The organism is Brucella intermedia LMG 3301, from assembly GCF_000182645.1.
Lineage (GTDB): Bacteria > Pseudomonadota > Alphaproteobacteria > Rhizobiales > Rhizobiaceae > Brucella > Brucella intermedia.
This window is the reverse complement of the sequence record NZ_ACQA01000001.1, coordinates 485,963-511,481: the sequence shown is the minus strand read 5'-3', so window position 1 is coordinate 511,481 and position 25,519 is coordinate 485,963. Positions and strand designations below refer to the sequence as shown.

Sequence of the window (25,519 nt, the reverse complement as noted above, 5' to 3'; positions counted from 1 at the left end):
TTCAGGAAATAATTGTGAGATAAACAAGATTCGTTGCCCACAATATGCGCATCTGACCGGCAAAGTTCCAGTCAGGTCAGGCTTTTCTTTTCAGATCGGCGCGAAAGAAGTTACCGTCCATTGACCGCCGCGCTCCATGCAGGTTTCACCGCGATAGATGGAAACACCGTCAAAAGCTTCACGCGAGGTTTCGAACTCGCGGCAGAGCTGATTGTTCTTGTTGTTCTCGGCAATCGTGGTGATGGTGCCCTGGCTGCCCGTATCGGGATTGGCCCACGGAACGGGCTTCTTTCCCCATTGCGTGAAGTTGAGCGCGGAAACGACGTTCTTTATGGCGGACTGATCGGAAAGCTTGCCGGTATCGGTCTCGACCGGCTGCGATTGCTTCACAGATCCGGTGATCGTGGAAGAATCAGGAACAGCCTTTTCGATGCTCACCCCACCCATGGCGCAACCGGCAAGCGAGAAGAGGCATAGGCCGATCGCAGCCTTGCGCAGCACCTTGGCGCCACGGCACGGGCTCCAGAAATTTACTTTATGGCGAAGCGTCTCGACGGCCAACGCTATTCCCTTGTTCTACACGCTAAAGATGCAGGGATTATGGGTGAACTTGAGTTAACAAGCGGTGTGCCGGAAAGGTAAACAAATCGGAATCGGAGCACAACGCCCAACTCCATACTTTATGGGGCCGGCAAATGATGCCCCCAATTCTCTGCGTCCTTCAGGCCAGCTATCGCTCATCCAACAGCCAGCGACCTTCCGGAGAAAGAAGAACGCGGTGCGTTGACCGTCGTTGTGCGGGTAGCATAACCGTTCCGGCCTGCCTGCTTTAACTTGTAGAGCGCAAGATCGGCCCGCGCAAAAACATCGAGGTCACTCCTCTCATCACCCGGTTCTTCGCTCGCAATGCCGATGCTGACCGTCAAGATGAGTTTCCGCCCGTTGAAAACAAGCGGCGTATGGTTGACTGCGCCGACGATTTCACGGGCGATTTCCGTCGCCTCATGCTCATGCATCCCGGGCAGCAGAATCGAGAACTCATCGCCTCCAAAGCGCGCCAGCACACCGCGGCGATTGAGGATATCGACCCCGACATCGGCGAAATGCACAAGCGCCTGATCGCCCAGCGCATGGCCATATGTGTCGTTCCAATGTTTGAAATTGTCGATATCGATCAGCATGACGGTATAGGCGACCCCGTCTTCACTGAATGCGAGTTCGGCTCTCGCCAGCCTTTTCATGAAATGGCGGCGGTTCGGGAGCCCGGTGAGTTCGTCGGTCTCCGCGACCCTTGCCATATCGCCGTGCAGGCGATTCATCGCCATAACGATGAAACCGAAGTTCCAGATCATGCCGCTATAGATCACACAGACCAGCGCATAACTTTCGATGGAAAAATAAAGCGACTGGTCGAACTCTCCCGCCCATGCGGCGATGTTCAGCGACGTCTCGATGGCATGCCCGATGATGCCCAGCAGAAAGGCGATGATGGCGATCCGGCCGCCGAGACCGAGGCTCTTTTGCCGCGCCAGGTAGAATACCGTCATCGCCATGGGCACCGACTGGCCCACCGCATAGGCGATGTTCCGCCCCTGCCAGCTCGCATGAAACGCGGCCATGACGGCGAAACTTGCGAGCGATATTCCCACCGCCATCCGCCAGCCGCCTTTCTGGCCGTAGAAGTAACGGGCGCCGATAAAGGCCAGGCAGAAGCCATAGATGATGATGGTGTTGCCGATAACGGCGGGCCAGAACGCACCCTCATTGCCTTGCAGCGAAAGAACAAAGCCGCCAACCAGCAGGAGCGTCGTCGAAAGCAGCCAGAGCCTGGCCGGTCGGAATTTGCGGTAAGAGAAGGCGATGGCGGTCCAGATGATGCAGACCGTCAGCGAATTTAAGAAAATTACGATGTAAAGCGTCAGGAAATCGAGTTTTGGCATAGCCCCTACCTTGAACGGGCGCCCTACTAGAAGTTCCCCCTCAAGTAAAGCGCCCCTGCGACGACGCATCCCGGCAAGGCCATGGACAAAGAGGCGGTTATCGAAGAAGCTCCGTCCCGACCCGCACCATTGGGGTGTCTCCGGCGGGGATTCTCTTGCAGGATGATCCGCGCATTTCCGACAGGCTGTTGAAAATCCAAAATGACAAACGCAAGCGACGACTTCACCGAATCCTCCCAGCCGTTCAAGCTCTTTGCCGACTGGCTGGCCGACGCCAAACAAAGCGAACCGAACGATCCCAATGCGGTGGCGCTGGCGACGGTTGACCCGGATGGCCTGCCCAATGTGCGCATGGTGCTGCTGAAGGATTTTGACGAGCAGGGTTTCGTCTTCTACACCAATTATGAAAGCACCAAGGGCAAGGAAATCCTGTCGGCGGAAAAAGCCGCCATGTGCTTCCATTGGAAGACATTGCGCCGTCAGGTGCGCGTGCGTGGACCGGTGGAGAAAGTCAGCGACGCCGAAGCCGATGCCTATTACGCCTCGCGCCCGCGCGGCAGCCGCATCGGCGCATGGGCATCCAAGCAGTCACGTCCGCTGGAAAGCCGTTTCGCGCTGGAAAAGGCGGTTGCGGAATATACGGCCAAATATGCCATCGGCGATATTCCTCGCCCGTCCTACTGGTCGGGTTTCCGTATCCGCCCCGTCTCGATTGAATTCTGGCATGACCGTGCCTTCCGCCTGCATGACCGCGTGCTTTTCACACGGCCCTCGCCGGAGGGCGACTGGAACAAGGATCGGCTCTATCCGTAACTGATAACAAGAAGGCCACTGAAAACAGTGGTCTTTCTTTTTATACCAGCGGCTTGACCGCCACCCAGAGGCTTCCGAGAACAAGCCCGAGGAAAATCAGCCAGCCGACGATATTGTTGGACTTGAACAGTTTCAGGCACTGGTCGGGATTGTCGATATCGAGCACGATGATCTGGCGATAGAGATGCACGCTCGCGGCAAGCAATCCGGCAAGGGCTGGCATCGGCACCTGCGCTACGGCGAAAGCCGCCGCAAAGAAGCCGATCGCACCACCATAAAGCACCATCAGCGCCGTCTTGGTATGCTTGCCAAAAAGACGCGCCGTGGAACGCACGCCCACCAGCGCGTCATCTTCCTTGTCCTGATGCGCGTAGATCGTGTCATAGCCGATCGTCCACAGGATGGCGCCGATATAGAGAAGCACCGGTGCAAGGCTCAGCGAGCCTTCCACCGCAGCCCAGCCCATGAGTGCGCCCCATGAGAAAGCAAGACCAAGCACGAATTGCGGCCAGTCGGTGATGCGCTTCATGAAGGGATAGGCAGCGACGATCAGAAGCGAGAAAATACCAAGCCCGATGGAAAACCAGTTGAACTGCAGAACGACCACGAGGCCGACGAGCGCCTGCAAAACCAGAAACAGCTTGGCCTGACCGCGTGTTACCTGTCCGGAGGGCAGAGGACGCGAGCGGGTACGGTCCACCTTGTCGTCAATATCCTGATCGACCAGATCGTTATAAGTGCAGCCGGAACCGCGCATCGCGATGGCGCCGACCAGAAACAGAAACAGATGCCAGAATGACGGCAACACGGCCCATGCACCATTGCCGGGCTTGGCGCCCGCTCCTGCCACGAGCGCAGCCGACCACCAGCACGGCCAGAGAAGGAGCTGCCAGCCGATGGGACGGTCCCAGCGGGCAAGCTGCGCGTAGGGCCACAGCCAATGCGGCAGGACACGATATACCCAATGGCCGGAAGGAGCATCCTTCACCCGTCCGCGCGCATCGCGGGACTGGATGCCAGAATTGACCTGTGGGTTAGTTTGCGGATGCTGCATGGTCGTCTGCTTTCTCGAAACTGAACGACTCTACCCGCTTTTTCTGGAAAAATCGCGAGCCTGCCCTTGCCCGCGTGTGCGATGGGCAATAGAGAGCCGGGTAGTTAAGTGTTTACTTACCTCAAGCGCAGGGAGCAAGGCATGAAAGTTCTGTTGATCGGTTCCGGTGGACGCGAGCACGCCCTGGCATGGAAACTTGCCGCCTCTCCCTTGCTCGAAAAGCTCTATTGCGCACCCGGTAATCCCGGCATTGCGACAGTTGCGGAACTGGTCGACATCAGCGCCGATGACCACAAGGCGCTGATCGCCTTCGCCAAGGACAAGAAGATCGATCTCGTTGTCGTGGGGCCGGAAGCGCCGCTCGTGGCTGGCCTCTCCGACGAAATGCGCACTGAGGGTATCCGCGTGTTCGGTCCCTCCAAGGCTGCGGCGCAGCTTGAGGGCTCGAAGGGCTTCACCAAGGATCTCTGCGCGCGCTTCGATATTCCAACAGGCGCCTATGGTCGCTTCAACAATGCGCCCAAGGCCAAGGCCTATATCCGCCAGCAGGGTGCGCCGATCGTTGTGAAGGCCGACGGGCTTGCCGCAGGCAAGGGCGTGGTTGTAGCCATGACACTCGATGAAGCGCTTGACGCGGTGGACGCGTGCTTCGAGGGCGCATTCGGCTCCGCCGGTGCCGAGGTGGTCGTCGAGGAATTTCTGGACGGCGAAGAAGCAAGCTTCTTCTGCATCTGCGATGGCAAGACGGCATTGCCGCTTGGCTCGGCGCAGGATCACAAGCGCGTGGGCGACGGCGACACCGGCCCCAATACAGGCGGCATGGGTGCCTATGCACCTGCCCCGGTCATGACGCAGGAAATCGTTGAACGCACGATGCGTGAACTGATCGAACCGACCATGCGCGGCATGGCGGAAATCGGCGCGCCGTTCTCCGGCATCCTGTTCCTCGGTTTGATGATCGGCAAGGACGGCCCAAAGCTGATCGAGTACAACACCCGTTTCGGTGATCCGGAATGCCAGGTACTGATGATGCGCCTCAACAGCGACCTTCTCGCGCTCATCAATGCTGCCGTGGACGGCAAGCTGGATGAAGTTTCGCTCGGCTGGAAGGATCAGCCAGCGCTGACGGTGGTGATGGCTGCGGAAGGCTATCCCTCCAATGTGAAGAAGGGCAGCGTCATCCGTGGCCTCGACAAGCTCGAAGGCATCGATGGCGTCAAGGTTTTCCATGCTGGAACGGCGCAGAAGGACGGCAACATTATTGCCAATGGCGGGCGCGTGCTGAATGTCACGGCCATCGCCGGCACGGTCGCCGAAGCGCAAGCACGCGCATATGAAGCCGTGAAGCGCATCGACTGGCCGGAAGGCTTCTACCGCTCCGATATCGGCTGGCGTGCCGTGGAGCGGGAGCGTTCAGGCAAATAAGCAGCCCGGCACGACTGAGGCCCGCGAGGTATCGCGGGCGCAGGTGGGTCTTTTTCTTCATCTAATATGTCGTGGCGGTTGGAAATCCGTGAAACGAGACACCGCCGATTATTCATCCTCTCTCGAAATAACGTCCGTCACCTCAATGATACGATACATTGCTGGCTTGCCGCCAACGGACCTTATTTCCACATTTACTTGAAAAATACATTGAAGTGGATTGGTTTCTAAATCTAATACAGCTCGTTTTGCAGGTTCTTGTGCAAACTGTAATTTCACTGGCCTCGGGGATATTGTTTCTACAATCCCTCTATCGCCCGATTTAGATGAAACATCATTCTTAACCTGCTCCAACACCATCAGTTGATCAGTTAGGATTTGGGATGATGGAAGCTGTGGACCAAGATACTTAGCAACTCCGTTTTGTACGGCATTAGCTTCAAGCCCCCCAATATTGAAGCTTTGATAGACGTTTACAACTCCGCCTTCCATCACGGTCATATTTAGTTGCGATCCAAAATCCTTTGCGACCGGCTCAACAAACTGCGCGATTTGTTTCGCTTGCTTTATACTTGGATCAAATTTTGTTTTACTTTCATCCTTACCTAAAAAATACCCTACCAAATCATTTGCATTAGCCACAAATCCAGCCAAAACTGCTTTGTGCTCTAATATCCATTCGGCCTGCTCTGCCAGAGCAACCATATCAGCGATTAGACTGCCAGACTTAATTTCTTTTACGTAAAGTTTTAGATTATCTCGCTGTGGATCACCCGTGGTTTGATTAGCGTAGTCTTTAAAATAATCTCCTAATGCCATAAAACTGGCAGTCAAATCCAAAAGTTCAACTGGCTTCGAATTGCGAAATTCAATTCTCAATATTGTTTCATCTTTTTCCATTGCAGTCCCCTAAGCTTAGAATCAAAGAAGCTTACTTTTCTTATTCTGCCAAGCTTCATTCTTCGTCCGTTCGAGGTTGCACCTTCAATATTGACGTTTACGTAATAAGCCGGTAGCTCTTATATGGGACAGCCGTTTGGCGCCTGCCGGAATGCGAACAGCGCCGATGCAGGAGGCTTCTGAGGAGAAGCCAACAAATCATATTTGGAGGAAAGATGTATCGCGCGCCGGTTTCTGAAATTTCCCATACGCTGATGAAGGTTGCAGGGCTGGAAAAAGCCCTCGATGACAACCGCTTCCCTGAATTTTCCGCCGATCTTGCCGCTGCCATTCTGGAAGAAGCCGGCAAGTTTGCCGCAGAGCGCGTCGAGCCTTTGCGCATCACCGGCGACAAGCACGGCGCGACCGTCAAGGACGGCGTTGTCACGACCGCGCCGGGCTGGAAAGAGCTTTACCGCGACTGGATCGAAGGCGGCTGGAACTCGCTGACCGGCACGCCGGAATATGGCGGCCAGGGCCTGCCTATGACGATGTCGGTGGCTGTCAGCGAAATGTGGAACTCCGGCACGCTGGCCTTCGCCATCGCCCCGACACTGACCATGGGCGCGGTCGAAGCGCTCGAAAAGCATGCCTCGAAGGAATTGAAGGACGTCTATCTCGAAAAGCTCATCAGCGGCGAGTGGATGGGCACGATGAACCTGACCGAGCCGCAGGCCGGTTCCGATCTCGGCGCACTTCGCACCCGTGCCGAACGCGCCGGCGATGGCACTTACCGCATTTTCGGCCAGAAGATTTTCATCACCTATGGCGAGCATGACCTGACCGACAATATCGTGCATCTGGTGCTGGCACGCCTGCCCGATGCCCCGGCTGGCACCAAGGGCATTTCGCTGTTCCTCGTGCCGAAATTCCTCGTCAACGCAGACGGTTCGCTCGGACGCCGCAACGATCTGTTCTGCTCCGGCCTCGAACACAAGATGGGCATCCATGCCTCGCCAACCTGCACCATGATCTATGGGGACGGTTTCGTTAAAGGTGAGGAACAGGGTGCCGTCGGCTATCTGATCGGCGAGGAAAATCGTGGACTGGCCTGCATGTTCACCATGATGAACAATGCCCGCCTTCTGGTTGGCATTCAGGGCGTCGGCGTTGCCGAAGCGGCTTACCAGCAGGCGCTCAGCTATGCCAAGGAGCGCAAACAGGGCCGCGCCATCGGCGCTGATCCGAAGCAAGGCATGACCCCGATCATCGAGCATCCCGATGTGAGCCGCATGTTGCTCACCATGAAGGCGCTGACGCAGATTGCCCGCTCCATCACCTATTCCTGCGCCCATGCCATCGACATGAGCCATGCGACGGATGGCGCAGACCAGCAGTTCTGGTCAGACCGCGCCGGGCTTCTGACGCCGCTCGCCAAGAGTTTTGCCACCGATGCAGGTGTGGATGTCGCTTCGCTGGGCGTCCAGATTCATGGCGGCATGGGCTTCATCGAAGAGACGGGCGCAGCACAGTTGCTGCGCGATGCCCGCATCACCCCGATCTATGAAGGCACCAACGGCATACAGGCCATCGACCTTGTGGTGCGCAAGCTGCCGCTTGGGCAAGGTGAACACATCAAGGGCTTCCTTGACGAATTGCAGGCAGATGCCGACAAGGCCAGTGCATCCAATCGCCCGGAACTGGGCGAAACCGGCGCGCGTCTTTCCAAGGCGATCGCACAGGCCCGCGAAGCCACCGAATGGCTGCAAAAGGCAGTGGCGGACGGTCAGCTTGAGGCAGCCCTTGCCGGGGCCACGCCTTACCAGCGCCTCTTGTCGCTCGTTTCAGGCGGCGCCTATCTGGCGCGCGCGGCGCTTGCGGGTGACGACAGCGGACGTGCGGTCCTGAGCCGCTTCTTCGCGGAAAACATGCTCGCCGAAGTTTCCTCCCTGAAGGATACCGTCATGACCGGCGCCGCCAGCCTTGCCGCCGCCAAATCTGCGCTGGAGGCGTAAGCATGAGCGAACATATCCTGATCGAGCGCACAGGCGCGATCCAGATCATCCGCCTCAACCGTGCCGACAAGAAGAACGCCATCACGCGCGCCATGTATGCCACCATGGCAAAAGCGCTCAAGGATGGCGACGCCGATGACGCGGTGCGTGTGCATGGGTTTCTTGGCGTGCCGGGTGCGTTCTCGTCCGGCAACGACATGCAGGATTTCATGGTTGCGGCATCGGGCGGCGACCTTGGCAACGAGGTTCTGGATTTTCTAAACGCTCTTGCCAGCGCGAAGAAGCCAATCGTTTCCGGCGTCGACGGACTGGCCATCGGCATCGGCACGACCATCCACCTGCATTGTGATCTGACATTTGCAACGCCGCACGCCTTGTTCCGCACGCCATTCGTCGATCTCGGCCTTGTGCCGGAAGCTGCGTCCAGCCTGCTCGCCCCGCCGCTGATGGGACACCAGAAGGCTTTCGCGCTCTTGGCGCTTGGCCACGGTTTCACCGCCGAAGCCGCACAGGAAGCCGGTATCGTCTATCGGGTCGTAGCCGACGATGCGCTGGAAGCGGAAGTGATGAAGGCGGCGGAAGAAATCGCCGCCAAGCCTCCGCAGGCCATGCAGATTGCCCGCGCGCTGATACGCATGCCCGCAGAAAAAGTTTCCGAGCGCATCGCGCGGGAGGCCAGACATTTTGCCGAACGGCTTACCTCGGATGAGGCCCGCGAAGCTGTCATGGCATTTCTGAGCCGGAAAAAATAAACCCGGACGTTTCTTTTACGGGCGCATCTTTTCGGGATGCGCCCCAAAACATCCGGGGGCTTTTTGGAGGTCAGCCAAAGTTATTAGCTTGCCGCATTTGCCTCACGCAAAACCGCTTCGCACTTTTGCTGGAAATGTCTTGGCTTGCCGCATTATCCTACGCAAAACCGCTTCACACTTTTGCTGGAAATGCTCTTTTTCAGTTCCGCGCAATGATTTCCTTGCCCGAAATCACCAGACGGACGCCGAGCGTGCCGGTCTTGCGGCGAGCGAGAAAACGCGGGCGGCGACGTCGCGGCTCCTGTCCCTGACGGCGAGCCTGCGGCTGGCCGGTGCGAACAGCGCCGGTGCTTTCATAAAGCGGGCGGGCAACACCGTCTTCCTCGACCAGCATCATCGGCAGATTGAAGCTTGCGGCCCATGCGCGCCAATCGGCGGCAACGTCGGTCAGGTCATGCGCGACAAGCAGGGGAACGGAAAGCTGCGGATCTTCATGCATCAACTCCAGCGTCACCGTGATTTCGCCGAACTCATCTTCCACCGCACGGGCGGCAACGCCCAGAAATGCGTTGGCAGGAAGCGCGATCGACATCGGCAGGCCGCTTGAAGGCAGAACCTGCCGGATCACCGCGCCGCGCTCGTTGATGGTGAAGGTAACGTCGCTGCCGCCGTCGCGGGTCGCATAGGTCACGACCTGCGGAAAATGAAACGGATCGAGCCGCAATTCCCGTCCTGCCCAATCGGGCTTCAGTCCCTTGCTCATCATTTTCGACGCCTCTGTCTCTCTGTCTTATGTCCGGTTTCCCGGTTGGGCTTTTGCCCTTGTTGAGACGGAGAATAGGCGCGGTTTATTACCGATGGGCTTAATGAGTTAAGTTAACTTTTCCTTGGCTTCGGCTTTGGTTATCAGAATGCAACCATGTGTAAGAATTCGGAAATTCTTCTGAATAAGCGTTTACTAAAACAAACGGGCGGTAAACACCGCCCGTCTTGTTTCCGCAATATTGCAGACCTTACAGAACCTTGCCGGGGTTCATGATGCCCGCCGGATCGAAGGCCGCCTTGATGCGGCGCATGAGGTCGAGCGCAACATCCTGCTTGAAGAAGGCGAGTTCCTCACGCTTGAGCTGGCCGATGCCGTGTTCTGCCGAGATCGACCCCGTATAGCTCGCAACAATCGTGTGAATACGATGATTCAGTTCGTGCCAGCGCGCCAGGAAGGCCTCCTTGTCGGCACCCACCGGCTGCGAAACATTGTAGTGCAAATTGCCGTCACCGATATGGCCGAAACAGACGATGCGCGCGCCGGGGATCATTTCCAGTGTCGCGGCATTGGCCTCACGGATGAAGGCGGGGATGGAAGCGACCGGCACCGAAATATCGTGCTTGATCGAGCCGCCCTCGGGCTTCTGCGCCCAGGACATTTCCTCGCGCATCTTCCAGAAGGATTGCGCCTGCGCCACGCTTTCACCGATGGCGGCATCCTGAATGATGTCGTTCTCGAAAGCTTCGGTGAGGATCGTTTCCAGTGTCGTGCGCGCATCCTCTTCCGAGCGGGAAGAGGAAATATCGATCAGCACATACCAGTCATGCGGGCTTTCCAGCGGATCGCGCACGCCATCGACATGGCGCACGGTAAACTCCACGCCGACGCGCGGCATCAATTCAAAACCGGTCAGCGAGGGGCCTGCATGTTCGGTGGCAAGCTGGAACAGGCGCAGCACGTCTTCCGGGCTGCGCAGGCCCGCATAAGCCACGCCCTTGCCCTTCGGCTGGGGGAAGATTTTCAGAACCGCCGCCGTGATGACGCCAAGCGTGCCTTCCGAGCCGACGAACAGGTCTTTCAGATCGTAGCCGGTATTGTCCTTCTTGACGTAGCGAAGATCATTCAGAATCTCGCCGGTCGGCAGCACGACTTCGAGGCCGAGGCAAAGCTCGCGCATATTGCCATAGGCAAGCACTGCCGTGCCGCCAGCATTGGAGCCAAGATTGCCGCCAATCTGGCACGAGCCTTCCGCGCCCAGCGACAGCGGAAACAGGCGACCGGCTTTTTCCACGGCGTCCTGAAGGTTTTTCAGGATCACGCCCGCTTCGAGCATTACCAGATTGCCAACCGTATCGAGATTGCGGATGCGGTTCATGCGGCCCAGCGAAAGAATGATGGCCGTGCCACTTTCATCGGGCTGCTGCCCGCCGACGAGACCGGTATTGCCGCCCTGCGGCACCACCGGCGTCTTCGTTTCGCTGGCAAGCTTCATGATGGCTGCGACTTCTTCCGTCGAGCCCGGACGGAGAACAAGCGGCGTGCGGCCATGATAGAGATCGCGCTGCTCGATGAGATAAGCGGCGAGATCTTCCGGCGCGGTCAGCGCATTCTTTTCGCCCACGATGGCGGAGAAACGTTCGATCAGAGCGGTGTCCAGCATAGTCTGTCTCTTGAATTCAAAGGGAGGATTAACGCGGGGCCGCCGCGCGTTTCAAACGGTCGTTGATGGCCTCGCCGAGACCGTCAAAAGGGATGGGTTCGACAGCGATGGTGGCGGCACCTGTCGCGTCCAGCCTGCGCATGAAATCGAACAGATTGGCCGCTGCCTCACGCAAATTGCCATTGGCGCTCAGGTTCATGACCGTTGCCGCGCCTTCTGCACCAGCCACGCGCTGCGGGCCGAAGGCAAGCAGCACCTCACCCGGCTGCACCGAACCAACATCGAGCCGCATCGCCGCGTCAGGCGCATAATGCGATGCCATCATGCCCGGCGCCTGAATTGCGGAAGTGTGGTCGGCACGCACCAGCTTTTCGCCGATGACAGCCTCGATTTCTTCCGCGGCCAGCCCGCCCGGACGCAGCAGATGCACCTTATTGCCGTCAACCTTGACGATGGTGGATTCAACCCCGACGCCACAAGGGCCTGCATCAAGGATCAGGTCCAGCCTGTTGCCGAGATCGCCCGCGACTGCGCTCGCGCTGGTCGGGCTGATGCGGCCCGAGGTGTTGGCGCTTGGCGCAGCCACCGGGCTGTCGAGCCCCTCGATGATATCGCGCACGCGGCCAAGCGGCATACGGATGGCGAGGGTTTGCAGCCCTGCGGTCACGAGAGGATGGATTGGCCGATCCGCATCCTGCCGGTCTTTCAGCGGCAGCACGATGGTGAGCGGCCCCGGCCAGAACATTTCGGCAAGCTTGCGTGACAGAGCGTCGAAAGTGACATAGCGCTCGGCCATGGCAATGCCGCTTACATGGGCAATCAGCGGATTGAACTGCGGGCGTCCCTTGGCCGCGAAGATACCGGCCACGCCCTCGCCGTTGGATGCATCTGCGGCAAGGCCATAGACTGTCTCGGTCGGAATGGCGACGAGACCACCGCGCCGCAGCACTTCCACTGCGCGCAGGACCGCCTCATCATCGAATTTGACTATATCGGACACTGGTTTTCCGCCTCTCGGGCGTCCCAAGTTAAGCCCGTTCTGCCTACACAAGCTGAGGCCCCTGCGCAAGCAAGCTCCGCCTCTCTCCGGGCACATTCACGGCGAGACGATCATGATGGCGCATGAAAAATTGCGTTTTGTTAGGTTTTTCAGGGCATGGTGCGTTTATTCATGCGTGAGGTGAATAATGTTATCGCGATTTATCGCTATTTCGCTAATGGCCGTCGGTTTGCCCGCAATTGCGTTCGCCAACGGAAGCGAAGGCGCGCCGTCGACCTATCAGGTCGGCTCCATCGACTATATCGGCTATGACAAGATCGGGGCCAACGGCCTGCCGGTCTGTGGTCCCTGCGCGGAAAAGCAGGCCGCCGAACTCGACGCACAGAAGGCAATCGAGGCACGCCGCAAGCGCGCCCGCGCCTATATGGCCCGCATGCAAGGCCAGCCCGTCCCGGATGACCTGCTCGAGCCCGCCGCCACGCCAGCGGAGGATTTCGACCCCGCCAAACCGGTGCGGGTGGTTGGCGATGCCTGGGCAGCGGCATCGGGTGAAACCGATCTCGGTTCCCTCGAACTCAGACCCGGTTTGAAATAAGCAGGACGCACGACGGGCGTTGTGCGTTTTCCCTCAGCCCTTCGAGACGCCTCCCTTCGACAAGCTCAGGGAGGCTCCTCAGGATGAGGGAAAATGGAGCCGCACGTGGCTGATTATCAGCCAGCGATTTTCGAGAAATCCGCCACCTTGCCAGTTGCCGCACGGATCTGGTCGAGCAATGCCAGACGATTGGCGCGGACATTTTCATCCTCGTCGTTCACCAGCACCTTTTCAAAGAACGTATCGACAGGACCGCGCAGCTTGGCGAGCGCCAGCATCGCGCCGTTGAAATCTTCACGGGCAATGGCAGCTTCGGCATCCTTCGAAGCCAGACTGACGGCTTCAAACAGTGCCTTTTCTTCCGCCTCGCGCAACAGAGCCGGGTCCACGTGGTCGGCGACCTTCGTACCCTTCTTTTCCTCGGCAGCGAGAATGTTGGCGGCGCGCTTGGTGCCTGCCAGAAGGTTCTTGCCGTCTTCCTCATTGATGAAGACGATCAGCGCTTCCAGACGGCGGGCGACCAGCAGCAGATTGTCGGCTTCCGGCGACAGCACCGCGTCGATGGCGTCGTAACGGGCGCCCTCGTCCTTCAGATGCACCTTGAAACGGTCGTGAAGGAAGGAGAGGAGATCGCCCAGCACCGGTTCGGAAGATGCTTCCGCTTCGGCACGAGCCAGCTTTTCATAGCTGGCCAAGGCATTGTCCACATCCTGCTCGCCGTCAACATCGCCGGAATTTTCCGCAGCAAGCCTGGCTTCAAATTCGCGCAGCTTGCGCTGCACCTGACCCTCTTTCAGCGCGGCAAAGGCCGAACGGAAGAGCGGTAGCAGCGGGAATTTCCATTCCTGCGACAGCAGGAGACGGATCACGCCCAGTGCTGCACGGCGAAGCGCGTAAGGGTCCTTCGAACCCGTCGGCTTTTCATCGATGGCCCAGAAGCCAACCAGCGTGTCGAGCTTGTCGGCAAGCGCGACGGCAACCGAAACCGGGTTCTTCGGCACCACATCAGACGGGCCTTGCGGCTTGTAATGTTCTTCAATGGCTGCGGCGACGGTCTCGCCTTCGCCCTGAAGCAACGCATATTTGCGGCCCATCGCGCCCTGAAGCTCAGGGAACTCGCCGACAACTTCCGTCTGGAGATCGGCCTTGGCGAGCACGGCTGCACGAGTGGCAAGCTTTGGATCGGCACTGACCAGCGGCGCGATCTGGGCAGCCAGTTCGCGAATGCGTTCGACGCGCTGCCCTTGCGTGCCAAGCTTGGCATGGAAGGTCACATTCAGTGCATCCAGACGCGCCATGCGCTGATCGAGCGGCTTCTTCAGGTCGAGACCGAACTTCTGTGCCGAAGCGGCCAGCTTGTCGAGGTCGGGCAGATCATGCTGGTCGGTGTGCCAGAAATAGAGCGCATCCGACAGGCGCGCGCGCACCACCTTGCCGTTGCCGTAGGCGATTTCCGTGCCGCCGTCGCGGGCTGCGATGTTCGACACCAGAATGAATTTGTTGGAAAGGGCTTCCGTTTCGCCCTGCTTGCGGGTGACGAAGCATTTCTGGTTGGCGCGGATGGTGAGGCGGATGACTTCCGGCGGGATGGCCAGAAATTCTTCCTCGAACTCGCCCATCAGCACGACCGGCCATTCGACGAGACCAGACACTTCTTCCAGAAGTCCCTCGTCCTCGACCAGCTCAAGGCCGGAAGCGAAGGCGAGATTATGCGCGTCCTGCGAAATGATTTCCTTGCGGCGTTCGGCATCGAGAACCACGAAAGCCTTTTCGAGCTTTTCGACATAATCCTCGAAACGGCGCACCTTGATTGCCTGACCATCGCTCAGGAAACGATGACCGTAGGTGACATTGCCCGACTTGATGCCATCGACATCGAAATCGATGACCACGGTTTCCTCTGTTTCAGGGCCGAAAGTGCAGAGGATCGACTGCAACGGACGCACCCAACGAAGCGAACCCGGCTTGGCAGAAGCCGCACCCCAGCGCATGGATTTCGGCCATGGGAAATTGCGGATCGTGTGCGGCACCAGCTCGGCGACGATTTCTTCCGCAGCGCGGCCCGGCTTGGTCAGATGGGCGACGTAGAAATCACCCTTCTTCGGGTCGGAATGCACATGCGCCTGCGATACATCGCTCAGGCCTGCCTTGCGCAGAAAACCCTGAATGGCCTGTTCGGGTGCTGTGACCGACGGGCCCTTGATGTCCTCATGCACGTCCTTGGAACGCACGGTAAGGCCACGAATATCAAGCGCCAGACGGCGCGGCGTCCAGTAGGCGGTCGCCGCTTCGTAAGTTAAACCAGCTTCCACCAGACCATCGGTAATCATCTTTTTCAGATCACCGGCAGCCTTGCGCTGCATGCGGGCGGGAATTTCCTCGGAAAAGAGTTCGAGCAGTAGATCAGGCATCACACAGCCTCATTCTTGTAATTAAAGCCGCCTGCATCGGTGAGCAGAAATGCCTCGCCGCACTGACGCGCAAGATTGCGCACGCGCAAGATGTAGCTCTGGCGCTCGGTAACCGAGATCACGCCACGCGCATCCATCAGATTGAAGACGTGGGATGCCTTGATGCACTGGTCGTAGGCCGGGAAAACGCTCTTGTGCATTTTATGATTGGCGTCAGGCGCCGGCGCACCGGCTTTCAGAATGGCCTCGCACTCGCGCTCCGCATCGATAAAATGCTGATGCAAAGCCTCGGTATTGGCCATCTCGAAATTGTAGCGGGAATATTCCTGCTCGGCTTGCAGGAACACCTCGCCATAGGTGACCTTCTCGTCGCCTTCGAGACCATTGAAGTTGAGGTCGTAGACATTGTCCACGCCCTGCACATACATGGCGAGACGTTCGAGACCATAGGTCAGCTCACCGGAAACCGGCGAGCATTCAATGCCGCAGACCTGCTGAAAGTAAGTGAACTGCGACACTTCCATGCCGTCGCACCAGCATTCCCAGCCGAGGCCCCATGCGCCAAGCGTCGGGCTTTCCCAGTCGTCCTCCACGAAGCGCACGTCATGCAGCGTCGGGTCGAGACCGATCGCGCGCAACGAACCGAGATAAAGATCCTGAAGGTTCGGCGGCGACGGCTTGATGATGACCTGATACTGGTAATAGTGCTGGAGACGGTTGGGATTTTCACCATAGCGTCCGTCCTTGGGACGGCGCGACGGCTGCACATAGGCAGCCCTCCACGGCTTCGGCCCCAGCGAGCGCAGCGTCGTTGCCGGGTGGAACGTACCCGCGCCCACTTCCATGTCGTATGGCTGCAGAATGGCGCAACCGTGTTCCGCCCAATAGTTATGGAGCGTCAGGATCAAACCCTGAAAGGAACGGGTGGGATGCATATGTGCTGGCAACGTACTGGACACGGGGTCGGGCCTCGTAATTGAAATGATGGCCCGGTCTAATTTGTCAGCACGGCAGGGTCAAGCATGACATTTGATCGCTGAAAGCGTCAGACAGGCAAACATTGCGGCACCGGGCCAGACCGGACATATGCAATCGGCCAAACATAATAACGTTCTTTATCATTAAAACGGAAATTAAATATACAAAATAACATACTAATAATTGCTTATTTAAAGCGCACATGAATCTTGATAAACGGCACTTCCAATTTTGGAATCGACAGGTTTTCATGTGACTTGGAATACGGCAGTAGTAGTAAAATCGAATAATTTATTATATAATATTGAATCTGCACGCAATTCAGAATGGTTTCTGCTTAAGCACTGGCCTTTGTTTGAGCCTTCGGATTTGGACGAGGTATTGTTGTCATGCCTGTTGAGCTGGCCGGAGAATGCCGCAGCAGAGCAGCGCGCCAGAGTAAAATTCATCCGGGCCTGCGCCAATGCCGGCATTGTGGCTGCTGGTGTTGCGAATGGTGGCGACGTTCCTCAACACATCATCGCCACGAAAATGAGACCCGCTGCAAGCGGTCAGCCCGACATCTATCTCCCGCCTTCCGCTCTGAAACGCACGCCTAAGAACAGGAAGCGGTTTGGATCAAGACGCGCCAAGCAACGAAGAGTGAAAGCGCTGTGCACCGCCGCCTATGCGACGGCGCAGCAACTCTCAATCCGCGGCAGGCTTGTCTTCGGCAGGCTTTTCCGTCTTGGCCGATGATTGGCCCGCGACGTCGGGCAGCCCCTTCTTGAGCTTTTCCTCGATCTTGACCAGTTCTTCGGGTTCGGGCTTGCCTGCAATTGCATGGTTCCACTGGAACGTCGCTTCCAGAAGCCGCCCGACGCGCCAATAGGCATCGCCCATGTGATCATTGATCGTCGGATCTTCCGGGCGAAGCTTGACCGCCTTTTCCAGCTCGATCACCGCTTCCGGATAGCGTCCGAGCATGTAGTAGGCCCAGCCGAGCGAGTCGACGATATAACCGTCCTGCGGTCGCAGCTCGACCGCCTTCTTGATCATGCCCAGCGCTTCATCGAGATTCTCGCCGCGGTCGACCCAGGAATAACCGAGATAATTAAGCACCTGCGGCTGGTCGGGATAAAGCTCAAGCGCCTTGCGGAAATTGGGCTCCGCCTTGTCCCATTCCTTCAGGCGTTCATAGGCAATGCCGCGCTGATAAAAGACCGGCCAGTCCTTGCGTTCCGGCGTCTTTATCTGTTGGACGGCAGCATCATAAATTTTCGCCGCGTCGGCGAAATTCTTGTCCTGCGCATAGACGCCGCCGAGCGCCAGATAGGTGCGCATGTCGGTCTTGTCGCGTTCCAGCAGTATCTTGAGCTGCTTGATGGCGTCCGCCGACTGGCTGTTTTCGGCCAGATTGAGCGCGCGCTGCATTTCGGCATCGCGGCGGTAAGGCGATTTTTCCGGCACGCGGCCATAATATTCGATGGCCTTTTCCGGCTGGCGTAATTTCGCGGAAATATCGCCCAACTGATAAAGCGTCGCATCATTATCCGGGCGCAGCGGCAGCGACATCTGCAGATACAGCTTGGCGAACGCTTCCGCACCGCTGCGGTTGATCGCGGTTCCAAGCGTATAGAGCGCCTCGGCGGCACCTTCCTGCGCGGTCTTGATCAGGCGGCCATATTTCTCGCCAGCCTCGATCTTTTCGCGCATTTCGGTGATCGTCATGCGACCGTTCAGAAGCTCCTCGGCATCTTTCAAAATCTTGATCGCGCCTTCCTTGTCGCCCTGACGGAGCTTGAAGGAGGCATAGGCCATGACGATGCGCTCATATGTATCGGGCGCAGCACTTCCGCCCGGTCGGTCGTCGACTGCCTGCTGGTAGAAATCACGCGCTTCCTGCTTCTGACCGGCAAGATCGGCTATCAGCGCGGAATTATAGGTGCGGAACAAGCCGTACCATTCCGGCCCCTGCATCTTCTGGATATCGGCTAGCGCCTGTTTCGGATTGCCCTGCCCGACCTTCACCCATGCGCTCATGAAGCCGGTCGAAAGACGATCCATATCGGATTGCAGGGACAGCATCAGAAGCGGACCGACCTTGCGATATTGCTTGCGATTGATCGCATCGATGGCCAGCGCCACGCGGGAAAACCGCTCTATGTCGGGAACATTCTTCAGCTCTTCCGCCAGAGGCAGCGCGTCGTTGAACCGGCCTTCGGTCAGCAAGACCAGCAGCAGGTCCTGCTTGATCTGCGCATTGCCCGGGTCGAAGGCCATGGCCTGACGGTAGAAATCCACGGCAGCGGCGAGATTGTTGTCGGATTCGGCTGTGCGGGCGGCAAGATATGCCCCGGCGAACGAACCGGCGCGGACAGGGGGCGATGCAGGATCGGTTGTCGCCTTGGCCAAAGCGCCGCTTGCCGGGATTGCAATTCCCGCCAGAAGCGAGAGCAGCAAACCATAAAGCGGGCGGTATTTCGATCCTTGCCGCATAAAGCCCTATCCTCTTCTCAAATCCCTGTGACAGATACCGGCAAGCAAACCACAAAAGCTCCGAAGTGCCGGGCGCGCTGTCTCTTTGCCGGAAAAGGCACCCCAAGCATGGCCTTTTTGGGATGGCGGGGCAAGAAAAGCATCCGTGATAGAATGCTTTTCCCGAGTATTCTTGGCCTGCAAGGATGCTGGCCGGTCAGTTCACGCGGCTGATGCAGAAATCGATGACTTCGATCAGCGCGTCCTTTTGCGGCGTCGCTTTCAAAGGCGCCAGGGCGTCGCGGGCGATCTCGCCGAAATGGCGCGCGCGCTGCACGGTGTCGGCAATCGCGCCGTGCTTCGTCATCAGGCCGATGGCCTTCTGCAAGGATGCGTCGTCGCTTGCGCCCTCTTCGATCGCGTGTTTCCAGAAAGCGCGCTCATCGTCGGTGCCGCGGCGATAGCTCAATATAACCGGGAGGGTAATCTTGCCTTCGCGGAAATCGTCGCCGGTATTCTTGCCGAGATCGGCTGCCGAACCGCCGTAATCCAGCGCGTCATCGACGAGCTGGAAGGCAAGGCCGAGATTGAGGCCGTAGTCGCGCAAGGCTACGCGATCCGCCGGCCGCGCGCCAGCGATGATCGGGCCGACTTCACCGGCAGCCGAAAACAGCGCCGCAGTCTTGGCCTTGATAACCGCCAGATATTCGTCCTCGGTGGTTTCCATGTTCTTGGCGGCGGCAAGCTGCATCACTTCGCCTTCGGCGATCACCGAGGCCGAGGTTGCCAGAACGTCCAGCGCGTCGAGCGAGCCGACGTCGACCATCATCTTGAAGGCCTGCCCCAGAAGGAAATCGCCGACGAGAACGCTCGCCTGATTGCCCCAGATCATGCGCGCCGTGCTTTTGCCGCGACGCAGATCGCTTTCATCGACCACATCGTCATGCAGAAGCGTTGCGGTGTGCATGAACTCCACGGCGGTGGCGAGACGCACATGGCCATCGCCTTCGTAGCCGAACATGCGGGCGGCTGCGAGCGTCATCATGGGACGCAGGCGCTTGCCGCCAGAGGAAATCAGATGATTGGCAACTTCCGGTATCATTTCGACATCGGACCCGGCGCGGGAAAGGATCATCTCGTTCACCCGCGCCATATCGGCTTTCGTCAGATCGACGAGCGGCTGAACCGATCCTTCCTGTTTCTTTTTACCGTCCAGATTCAGAACCAAACCCAATGCCATTTCTCCTAGCTGCCCGGCCACATTATTGAAAGGGACCGGATTGCTCAAGTCGCAACTGGCTCCATAGCGCCCCCAAAGCGCTCCCGAGCGTTACTATTCCGACGCCTGTTCACCATTGAAGGAAGCTGTTGTCAATGCGGTGCATTCGCTACAAAGTGTTCACATGATCGAACTTATCCGTACGAATGATTCCGTTCTGCTGTCCTTTGCCGAAGCCTTGATGAAAGAGGCGGGGATCGCTTATTTCATCGCAGACACGAATATGAGCATCATTGAAGGTTCTCTCGGCGTTTTGCCGCGCCGCCTTCTGGTCAGCGATGACCAGGTTGAGGAAGCACGGCAAATCCTGATCGATGCCAAGATTGAACACGAACTGCGCGATCAATGAATCCGGAAACCGAAAATGACGCAGGAGAAACCCTCGATGTGTTCCATCGTGGGGCATTTCACCTCGTCCAGCCCGCATTGAAGGGCCATCGCTCCGGTGTGGATGCGATGATTCTGGCCAGTGCGGTTCCGAACGGCTTTGCCGGACGCGTTGCCGATCTTGGCAGCGGCGCGGGTGCTGCCGGGCTTGCCGTCGCCTCCCGCTGCGCTGGCGCCACCGTCACCCTTGTCGAGCGCTCCGCTTTCATGGCCGGTTTTGCCCGCAAGAGCATCGACCATCCGCTGAATGCGGCTCTGGCCGACCGCGTCAATGTAATCGAAGCCGATGTGGCCCTGAGAGGCAAGGCGCGCATCGCCGCCGGACTTGCCGACAACAGCTTCGATTTCGCCATCATGAACCCGCCCTTCAACGAAGCGCGGGATCGCAGCACGCCCGACCCCCTGAAGGCGGAAGCGCATGTCATGCCCGAAGGCATGTTCGAACAATGGGTGCGCACTGCGGCAGCAATCGTGAAACCCGGCGGCGGCATCGCCATCATCGCGCGGCCCGGTTCCATCTCTCCCATTCTCGAAGCCCTGTCGGGACGGTTCGGCGGCCTGAGAATCGTTCCGGTCCAGCCGCGCCCGGATGCGGCAGCAATCCGTATCGTCGTGACAGGAATACGAGGAAGCCGCGCCGGTCTCTCGCTGATGCCCGCACTTGTTCTGCACGGAAGCGAGGGACATGGCTTCACGCCGCGCGCCGATGGCATCAATAACGGGCTCGACGCCCTCGTTTAGAGCAGCTCCGGTTGGAGCGGGACAAGCCATCCATCCAGTGAACGATTTGCCTGCGCAGGCGCTTCGCATCTCTGCTGGAAAATGCACTAACTCCTCGGCTGTGCCAGCACGACCAGATTGCGGTCCGGGTCGCGCAATCGCAGAATCATCATATAGTCGGCTGCTTCGATATTTCCGGGGCGAATCCCGTCGAATGAAAGCCGCGCATGTTCGGCGCGCACATCGCCGACGATCAGTGTCAGCGTGCCATGTCCGGCATCGGCCGGATTCTGGTAGAGCTGGAAGCCTGCAGAGGGGCCGTGATGCCATTCCGCCAGCCCCTGCATCGGCCGCGCATCCGGGTTACGGTCGAAGATCGTGGCAAACCATTCGGTACTGCGCTCGAGTTCGGAACAACTTAATTGGGCGACAATAGTTGTGAGCACCATCGTGGTCTCCTCCCGGATCGGATAACACGGCAGCATTTCATAAGTTCCGGCAGCCCGGACCCGCCGATTTCGGACAATGGGGGGCGATTTTGATTGAAACCGTGGATTCCAGCCAATATCTCTAAACCGCAATTTTCGTTCTGCGGCTCCCCGCCGCCCTTTTCCGAAAAAGCGAAACAACAAACGACAGAGCAGGCAACGGGAACCAATGAATCACAGCTCAAACAACAGCCGCCCCGTATCAATCATGCGGCGCTTTCTGGATAGCGAATCTGCGGGTGGCATCAGCCTCATGGTGGCGGCAGCGCTCGCGCTCATCGTGGCGAACTCTCCGTTCTCGCACGTCTATTTCGAAGCGCTGCACCTCTATATCGGTCCGCTCAGCCTTTCTCACTGGATCAACGATGCCTTGATGGCGGTGTTCTTCCTTCTCGTGGGCCTGGAAATCAAACGCGAGTTTCTCGACGGACAGCTGGCAAGCTGGCCAAACCGCATGCTGCCCGGCATTGCCGCCGCTGGCGGCGTCATCCTGCCAGCCATCATCTTCTCGGCGCTCAACTGGCATGATCCCGTCAAGCTGCGCGGCTGGGCCGTGCCCTCCGCAACAGACATCGCCTTTGCGCTTGGCGTTCTGTCGCTTCTGGGATCACGGGTTCCCTCGAGCCTCAAGGTGTTTCTGGCGACGCTTGCAATTCTGGATGATCTTGCGGCTGTCGTCATCATCGCCATTTTCTACACGGCTGAAATCTCCATGCCCTATCTCGGCGGGGCTTTTGCCGCCGCCATCGTCCTGCTCATCATGAACCGGATGGGCGTGATGAAGCTTTTGCCCTACCTGATCGGCGGCGCGGTGCTGTGGTTCTTCGTGCTCAATTCCGGCGTTCATGCAACGGTCGCGGGCGTGGTAACGGCACTGATGATCCCGCTGAAACCCGCCCCCGGAAAGCCTGACGACATGTCGTCGCCGCTGCATGTGCTGGAACATGCGCTGGCCAAGCCCGTCGCTTTCATCATCGTGCCGGTTTTCGGCTTCGCCAATGCGGGCATATCGTTTGCCGGCCTCGACGCTTCGGTCATGCGGGATACGCTTACGCTTGGCATCATGCTTGGCCTCTTCATCGGCAAGCAGCTTGGCGTCTTCGGTGCGGCCTGGCTCGCGATCAAGACCGGACTTGCGCAAAAGCCGCTTGGCGCCACGTGGACGCAGCTTTACGGCGTGGCGATCCTGTGCGGAATCGGCTTCACGATGAGCATCTTTATCGGCCTCCTCTCCTTCCCGTCCGACCTCATGCAGGCGGAAACCAAGATCGGCGTGCTGGCGGGCTCGGGCCTGTCGGCGATCTGCGGCTATATCCTGCTGCGGCTGGTCACCAGGCCGAAGAGCGCCTGACGAAACAAATACCGCCGCCCGGAAACAAATTTCCGGGCGGTTTTCTTTGTGTTTCCCATATTGCTCCCTACATTGCGGCTGAGAGATTTCAGTTCAGGAGTTTGCCTTGCCCGGTTTATTGACGCGTCTTGTTCCGCGCCGCTTCCGCCCGGTTTCCATCGAGATACCAGTCGTGCGACTGCATGGCGCCATCATGTCCGGAGGCTCGGCGTTCCGCCCGTCGCTTTCCATAGCGTCGACGGCAGCGATCCTCGAAAAGGCGTTCACCGACAAGGAAGCACCCGCCGTCGCCATTTCGCTCAACTCGCCGGGCGGCTCGCCAGTGCAATCCCGCCTAATCTACCGGCGTATCCGTGATCTTGCCGCCGAACATCAGAAGAAAGTTTTCATCTTCGTCGAAGATGTCGCCGCCTCGGGCGGCTATATGATCGCGCTGGCCGGTGACGAGATCATCGCCGATCCGTCATCGATCGTCGGTTCTATCGGTGTCGTATCGGCCTCGTTCGGCTTCCCCGAGCTTTTGAAGAAGATCGGCGTGGAACGCCGCGTCTATACGGCAGGCTCCAACAAGGTGACGCTCGATCCTTTCCAGCCGGAAAAGAAGGCAGACATCGAGCGGCTGAAATCCTTGCAGCTTGAAATCCACGAAACCTTTATCGACATGGTGAAGGAACGCCGCGGAGCCAAGCTTGCGGAAGACCAGGATCTGTTCACGGGGCTGTTCTGGACCGGCATCAAGGCACAACAGCTTGGCCTGATCGATGGACTGGGCGATATGCGAAGCTTTCTGCGCAAGACCTATGGCGACAAGGTCAAGCTGAAGCTGGTTGAACAGAAGCGCAGCCTTTTGGGACGCAAGGTCCCCGGCGTTGACATGGCGCTCGCAAATCTTGAACCGGCTTCCATTGCCGCGCATCTTGGCGACGGCCTGCTTTCGGTGGCAGAGGAAAAGGCGCTTTGGGCGCGTTACGGTCTTTGAAGAATAGTGGGAAAAACAACGCTCCGGCGAAAAACACCGACGATTTTCCCACCAATGCTTTGAATTCCTTCGTTTCACCATGATATGGTGTCAGAAAGCGGGGCGGGCCGCTTCCCGCCCCTCCATGAACATTCGGGAACATCCGGCGTTTCGGCCTTCGCGATCCGGCAATCCGATGCGCAACCTTAAGGACTTGAGGCCATGCCCCAGCTCATTTTTCTGCTGCTGATCATCGCCGCCGCCTGGTACGGCTACCGCTCGTTCAAGCGTGAAGCCTCGCGCGTATCACAGCGCGTGCGTCAGGCGGAAAAGGAAGCGCAGAACCGGGCTCACGGCACGTTGGTGCAGGACCCCAAAACCGGCGAATATTACGTCAAGAAGGACTGACCTTTCCGCCACGAACGATTGCCGACGAAGCGATGCGATCGCCGTGTTTTCTCGTGTCACGGTCCACCAGCAGAAATGACCCTTTTTCCGAAAACCGAAACACATGCCGATGCCGGTTCCGCGCCTGCGGTGACGCGCCTGGCTCCCGCCAAGATCAACCTCGCGCTGCATGTGACGGGGCGTCGTGCCGACGGCTATCATCTACTCGACATGCTGGTGGTCTTTGCCCGCTTTGGCGACATCATCCGTATCGAGCCTGCGGTAGAGGACAGCTTTACGGTCTGCGGTCCTTTTGCCACGGGCATACCGCTCGACGGCGGCAATCTGGTTCTCAAGGCGCGCGAGGCGCTGCGGCAGCAGACACAGCGGGCTTTGCCGCCCGTAGCCATACACCTCGAAAAGAACCTGCCGATTGCTTCCGGCATAGGCGGCGGATCGAGTGACGCAGCCGCCACCCTGCTCGCACTTGATGAACTATGGGGCCTCGATCTCGGTTTCGAGAAACTGGCCGCGATCGGCCTCGATCTTGGCGCGGACCTGCCCATGTGCCTGCATGGCGCATCGAAGGGGACGCCGCTTGCCGCGCGCGGCATCGGCGAAAACCTGACGCCGATTGCCGGTTTCCCGGCCTTGCCCATGCTGCTCGTCAATGACGGAACAGCGGTTGCGACCCCGGATGTCTTTCGCGCGCTCGAAAAGCGCGACCATCCGGCGCTGGCACTTGCCTCCCACGCGGATATCGGCCCTCTTTGCGCTTATCTGCAGACGACCCGCAACGATCTCCTGTCCCCGGCATTGAAACTCGCACCACGGATCGGTGACAAGCTCGAACTTCTTCGCCAGAGCGGATCGCTTTACGCACAGATGTCCGGTTCCGGTGCGACCTGCTACGCCATATACGAAGACATTGCCGCCACTGAACGGGCAGCCGAACACCTCTCAGCCGAAAGACCCGACTGGTTCGTCGTCGCGACCCAAAGCGTCCCCTCTCCCGAGAATAACTTCTGACCCCCATCGGGTGTGAAACCCTTCAAAATCGCCCGATTGTTCACTCTCATTGGACAATATATTGGGACAGACTGTTCGTGCTTTTTGAACAAAAGGCCTTCTACAACAGTTTTGTGAAGGCTGATATATAACTCAATATATTGAATTTATTATATAATTTAGAACTATTCGTTCT

Annotated in this window: 24 protein-coding genes; 12 read left to right on the top strand and 12 right to left on the bottom strand. The window is 58.4% G+C overall.

What is annotated here, in order from left to right:
• Nucleotides 1-90: 90 nt before the first annotated feature.
• Together OINT_RS02350 and OINT_RS02345 are read right to left on the bottom strand one after the other, a co-directional pair.
• Nucleotides 91-501: an RT0821/Lpp0805 family surface protein gene (locus tag OINT_RS02350; RefSeq protein WP_244629904.1), complete on the bottom strand. Its 411-nt coding sequence runs from the start codon at nt 499-501 to the stop codon at nt 91-93.
• A 236-nt stretch (nt 502-737) separates the two neighbouring features.
• Nucleotides 738-1,940: a GGDEF domain-containing protein gene (locus OINT_RS02345; protein WP_039852297.1), complete on the bottom strand. Its 1,203-nt coding sequence runs from the start codon at nt 1,938-1,940 to the stop codon at nt 738-740.
• 201 nt (nt 1,941-2,141) lie between these two features.
• Here OINT_RS02345 and pdxH point away from each other — a divergent pair, with 201 nt between their 5' ends.
• Nucleotides 2,142-2,753 (top strand): pyridoxamine 5'-phosphate oxidase, encoded by a 612-nt coding sequence (gene pdxH / locus OINT_RS02340; protein WP_006466183.1) that lies wholly within the window; start codon nt 2,142-2,144, stop codon nt 2,751-2,753.
• Between the two features lie 40 nt (nt 2,754-2,793).
• Here pdxH and ubiA read toward each other — a convergent pair whose 3' ends face one another.
• Nucleotides 2,794-3,807, bottom strand: a complete 1,014-nt coding sequence (gene ubiA / locus OINT_RS02335) for a 4-hydroxybenzoate octaprenyltransferase (RefSeq protein WP_006466182.1) — start codon at nt 3,805-3,807, stop codon at nt 2,794-2,796.
• A 141-nt stretch (nt 3,808-3,948) separates the two neighbouring features.
• On the opposite strand from ubiA, the gene purD reads away from it, so the two are divergent.
• Nucleotides 3,949-5,232, top strand: coding sequence for a phosphoribosylamine--glycine ligase (purD, locus tag OINT_RS02330; protein WP_006470656.1), 1,284 nt, complete (start codon nt 3,949-3,951; stop codon nt 5,230-5,232).
• 108 nt (nt 5,233-5,340) lie between these two features.
• Here purD and OINT_RS02325 read toward each other — a convergent pair whose 3' ends face one another.
• Nucleotides 5,341-6,132, bottom strand: coding sequence for a hypothetical protein (locus OINT_RS02325; protein ID WP_006470655.1), 792 nt, complete (start codon nt 6,130-6,132; stop codon nt 5,341-5,343).
• Between the two features lie 215 nt (nt 6,133-6,347).
• Between OINT_RS02325 and OINT_RS02320 the strand changes: the two genes are divergently transcribed.
• The gene (locus OINT_RS02320) at nt 6,348-8,126 is read left to right on the top strand and encodes an acyl-CoA dehydrogenase (RefSeq protein ID WP_006466180.1); all 1,779 of its coding nucleotides are present in this window, start codon (nt 6,348-6,350) and stop codon (nt 8,124-8,126) included.
• Between the two features lie 2 nt (nt 8,127-8,128).
• Nucleotides 8,129-8,878 (top strand): crotonase/enoyl-CoA hydratase family protein, encoded by a 750-nt coding sequence (locus tag OINT_RS02315; protein WP_006466179.1) that lies wholly within the window; start codon nt 8,129-8,131, stop codon nt 8,876-8,878.
• 199 nt (nt 8,879-9,077) lie between these two features.
• Here the strand turns inward: OINT_RS02315 and OINT_RS02310 are convergent, their stop codons facing one another.
• From OINT_RS02310 to OINT_RS02300, 3 genes are all read right to left on the bottom strand, one after another.
• Nucleotides 9,078-9,644: a DUF6101 family protein gene (locus tag OINT_RS02310; protein ID WP_006466178.1), complete on the bottom strand. Its 567-nt coding sequence runs from the start codon at nt 9,642-9,644 to the stop codon at nt 9,078-9,080.
• A 247-nt stretch (nt 9,645-9,891) separates the two neighbouring features.
• Nucleotides 9,892-11,304, bottom strand: coding sequence for an FAD-binding oxidoreductase (locus OINT_RS02305; protein WP_006466177.1), 1,413 nt, complete (start codon nt 11,302-11,304; stop codon nt 9,892-9,894).
• Nucleotides 11,305-11,332: 28 nt separating this feature from the next.
• Entirely contained in the window at nt 11,333-12,304 is a 972-nt protein-coding gene (locus tag OINT_RS02300) for an L-threonylcarbamoyladenylate synthase (RefSeq protein WP_039852293.1), read from the bottom strand.
• A gap of 187 nt (nt 12,305-12,491) precedes the next feature.
• Between OINT_RS02300 and OINT_RS02295 the strand changes: the two genes are divergently transcribed.
• On the top strand, nt 12,492-12,899 hold the full coding sequence (locus OINT_RS02295) for a hypothetical protein (RefSeq protein WP_006466175.1): 408 nt from the start codon (nt 12,492-12,494) through the stop codon (nt 12,897-12,899).
• A 116-nt stretch (nt 12,900-13,015) separates the two neighbouring features.
• Here the strand turns inward: OINT_RS02295 and glyS are convergent, their stop codons facing one another.
• Nucleotides 13,016-15,310 (bottom strand): glycine--tRNA ligase subunit beta, encoded by a 2,295-nt coding sequence (gene glyS, locus OINT_RS02290; protein ID WP_039852291.1) that lies wholly within the window; start codon nt 15,308-15,310, stop codon nt 13,016-13,018.
• Nucleotides 15,310-16,245, bottom strand: a complete 936-nt coding sequence (locus tag OINT_RS02285; RefSeq protein ID WP_039852290.1) for a glycine--tRNA ligase subunit alpha — start codon at nt 16,243-16,245, stop codon at nt 15,310-15,312. The genes glyS and OINT_RS02285 overlap by 1 nt, the downstream gene beginning before the upstream one ends.
• Nucleotides 16,246-16,540: 295 nt before the next feature.
• Here OINT_RS02285 and OINT_RS23445 point away from each other — a divergent pair, with 295 nt between their 5' ends.
• Entirely contained in the window at nt 16,541-17,026 is a 486-nt protein-coding gene (locus OINT_RS23445) for a DUF982 domain-containing protein (RefSeq protein ID WP_138920911.1), read from the top strand.
• On the opposite strand, the gene OINT_RS02280 is transcribed toward OINT_RS23445, so the two are convergent.
• The gene (locus tag OINT_RS02280; RefSeq protein ID WP_006466172.1) at nt 16,976-18,766 is read right to left on the bottom strand and encodes a tetratricopeptide repeat protein; all 1,791 of its coding nucleotides are present in this window, start codon (nt 18,764-18,766) and stop codon (nt 16,976-16,978) included. The genes OINT_RS23445 and OINT_RS02280 overlap by 51 nt on opposite strands.
• Before the next feature lie 196 nt (nt 18,767-18,962).
• Nucleotides 18,963-19,979, bottom strand: coding sequence for a polyprenyl synthetase family protein (locus OINT_RS02275; protein ID WP_039852859.1), 1,017 nt, complete (start codon nt 19,977-19,979; stop codon nt 18,963-18,965).
• Between the two features lie 169 nt (nt 19,980-20,148).
• Here OINT_RS02275 and OINT_RS02270 point away from each other — a divergent pair, with 169 nt between their 5' ends.
• Both OINT_RS02270 and OINT_RS02265 read left to right on the top strand, forming a co-directional pair.
• Nucleotides 20,149-20,373 (top strand): putative signal transducing protein, encoded by a 225-nt coding sequence (locus OINT_RS02270; RefSeq protein WP_025089683.1) that lies wholly within the window; start codon nt 20,149-20,151, stop codon nt 20,371-20,373.
• Nucleotides 20,370-21,152: a tRNA1(Val) (adenine(37)-N6)-methyltransferase gene (locus tag OINT_RS02265; protein ID WP_006466169.1), complete on the top strand. Its 783-nt coding sequence runs from the start codon at nt 20,370-20,372 to the stop codon at nt 21,150-21,152. Before OINT_RS02270 ends, OINT_RS02265 begins: the two co-directional genes overlap by 4 nt.
• 86 nt (nt 21,153-21,238) lie before the next feature.
• On the opposite strand, the gene OINT_RS02260 is transcribed toward OINT_RS02265, so the two are convergent.
• Entirely contained in the window at nt 21,239-21,580 is a 342-nt protein-coding gene (locus tag OINT_RS02260) for a VOC family protein (protein ID WP_039852856.1), read from the bottom strand.
• Between the two features lie 208 nt (nt 21,581-21,788).
• Here OINT_RS02260 and nhaA point away from each other — a divergent pair, with 208 nt between their 5' ends.
• The 4 genes from nhaA to OINT_RS02240 all read left to right on the top strand — a co-directional run bounded on the left by nhaA (nt 21,789) and on the right by OINT_RS02240 (nt 25,344).
• Entirely contained in the window at nt 21,789-22,970 is a 1,182-nt protein-coding gene (nhaA, locus tag OINT_RS02255; RefSeq protein ID WP_039852289.1) for a Na+/H+ antiporter NhaA, read from the top strand.
• Between the two features lie 106 nt (nt 22,971-23,076).
• Nucleotides 23,077-23,949, top strand: coding sequence for a S49 family peptidase (locus OINT_RS02250; RefSeq protein ID WP_006466165.1), 873 nt, complete (start codon nt 23,077-23,079; stop codon nt 23,947-23,949).
• 201 nt (nt 23,950-24,150) lie between these two features.
• Nucleotides 24,151-24,336, top strand: coding sequence for a membrane protein (locus tag OINT_RS02245; protein ID WP_006466164.1), 186 nt, complete (start codon nt 24,151-24,153; stop codon nt 24,334-24,336).
• A 75-nt stretch (nt 24,337-24,411) separates the two neighbouring features.
• Nucleotides 24,412-25,344, top strand: coding sequence for a 4-(cytidine 5'-diphospho)-2-C-methyl-D-erythritol kinase (locus OINT_RS02240; protein ID WP_006466163.1), 933 nt, complete (start codon nt 24,412-24,414; stop codon nt 25,342-25,344).
• Nucleotides 25,345-25,519: the final 175 nt, after the last annotated feature.

Excerpts from the sequence above, each read along its gene's own strand:
- OINT_RS02345 (WP_039852297.1), bottom strand. The coding sequence starts at position 1,940 with ATGCCAAAACTCGATTTCCTGACGCTTTACATCGTAATTTTCTTAAAT.
- pdxH (WP_006466183.1), top strand. The coding sequence starts at position 2,142 with ATGACAAACGCAAGCGACGACTTCACCGAATCCTCCCAGCCGTTCAAG.
- ubiA (WP_006466182.1), bottom strand. The coding sequence starts at position 3,807 with ATGCAGCATCCGCAAACTAACCCACAGGTCAATTCTGGCATCCAGTCC.
- purD (WP_006470656.1), top strand. The coding sequence starts at position 3,949 with ATGAAAGTTCTGTTGATCGGTTCCGGTGGACGCGAGCACGCCCTGGCA.
- OINT_RS02325 (WP_006470655.1), bottom strand. The coding sequence starts at position 6,132 with ATGGAAAAAGATGAAACAATATTGAGAATTGAATTTCGCAATTCGAAG.
- OINT_RS02320 (WP_006466180.1), top strand. The coding sequence starts at position 6,348 with ATGTATCGCGCGCCGGTTTCTGAAATTTCCCATACGCTGATGAAGGTT.
- OINT_RS02315 (WP_006466179.1), top strand. The coding sequence starts at position 8,129 with ATGAGCGAACATATCCTGATCGAGCGCACAGGCGCGATCCAGATCATC.
- OINT_RS02310 (WP_006466178.1), bottom strand. The coding sequence starts at position 9,644 with ATGATGAGCAAGGGACTGAAGCCCGATTGGGCAGGACGGGAATTGCGG.
- OINT_RS02305 (WP_006466177.1), bottom strand. The coding sequence starts at position 11,304 with ATGCTGGACACCGCTCTGATCGAACGTTTCTCCGCCATCGTGGGCGAA.
- OINT_RS02295 (WP_006466175.1), top strand. The coding sequence starts at position 12,492 with ATGTTATCGCGATTTATCGCTATTTCGCTAATGGCCGTCGGTTTGCCC.
- glyS (WP_039852291.1), bottom strand. The coding sequence starts at position 15,310 with ATGCCTGATCTACTGCTCGAACTCTTTTCCGAGGAAATTCCCGCCCGC.
- OINT_RS02285 (WP_039852290.1), bottom strand. The coding sequence starts at position 16,245 with ATGCATCCCACCCGTTCCTTTCAGGGTTTGATCCTGACGCTCCATAAC.
- OINT_RS02280 (WP_006466172.1), bottom strand. The coding sequence starts at position 18,766 with ATGCGGCAAGGATCGAAATACCGCCCGCTTTATGGTTTGCTGCTCTCG.
- OINT_RS02270 (WP_025089683.1), top strand. The coding sequence starts at position 20,149 with ATGATCGAACTTATCCGTACGAATGATTCCGTTCTGCTGTCCTTTGCC.
- OINT_RS02265 (WP_006466169.1), top strand. The coding sequence starts at position 20,370 with ATGAATCCGGAAACCGAAAATGACGCAGGAGAAACCCTCGATGTGTTC.
- OINT_RS02260 (WP_039852856.1), bottom strand. The coding sequence starts at position 21,580 with ATGGTGCTCACAACTATTGTCGCCCAATTAAGTTGTTCCGAACTCGAG.
- nhaA (WP_039852289.1), top strand. The coding sequence starts at position 21,789 with ATGAATCACAGCTCAAACAACAGCCGCCCCGTATCAATCATGCGGCGC.
- OINT_RS02245 (WP_006466164.1), top strand. The coding sequence starts at position 24,151 with ATGCCCCAGCTCATTTTTCTGCTGCTGATCATCGCCGCCGCCTGGTAC.
- OINT_RS02240 (WP_006466163.1), top strand. The coding sequence starts at position 24,412 with ATGACCCTTTTTCCGAAAACCGAAACACATGCCGATGCCGGTTCCGCG.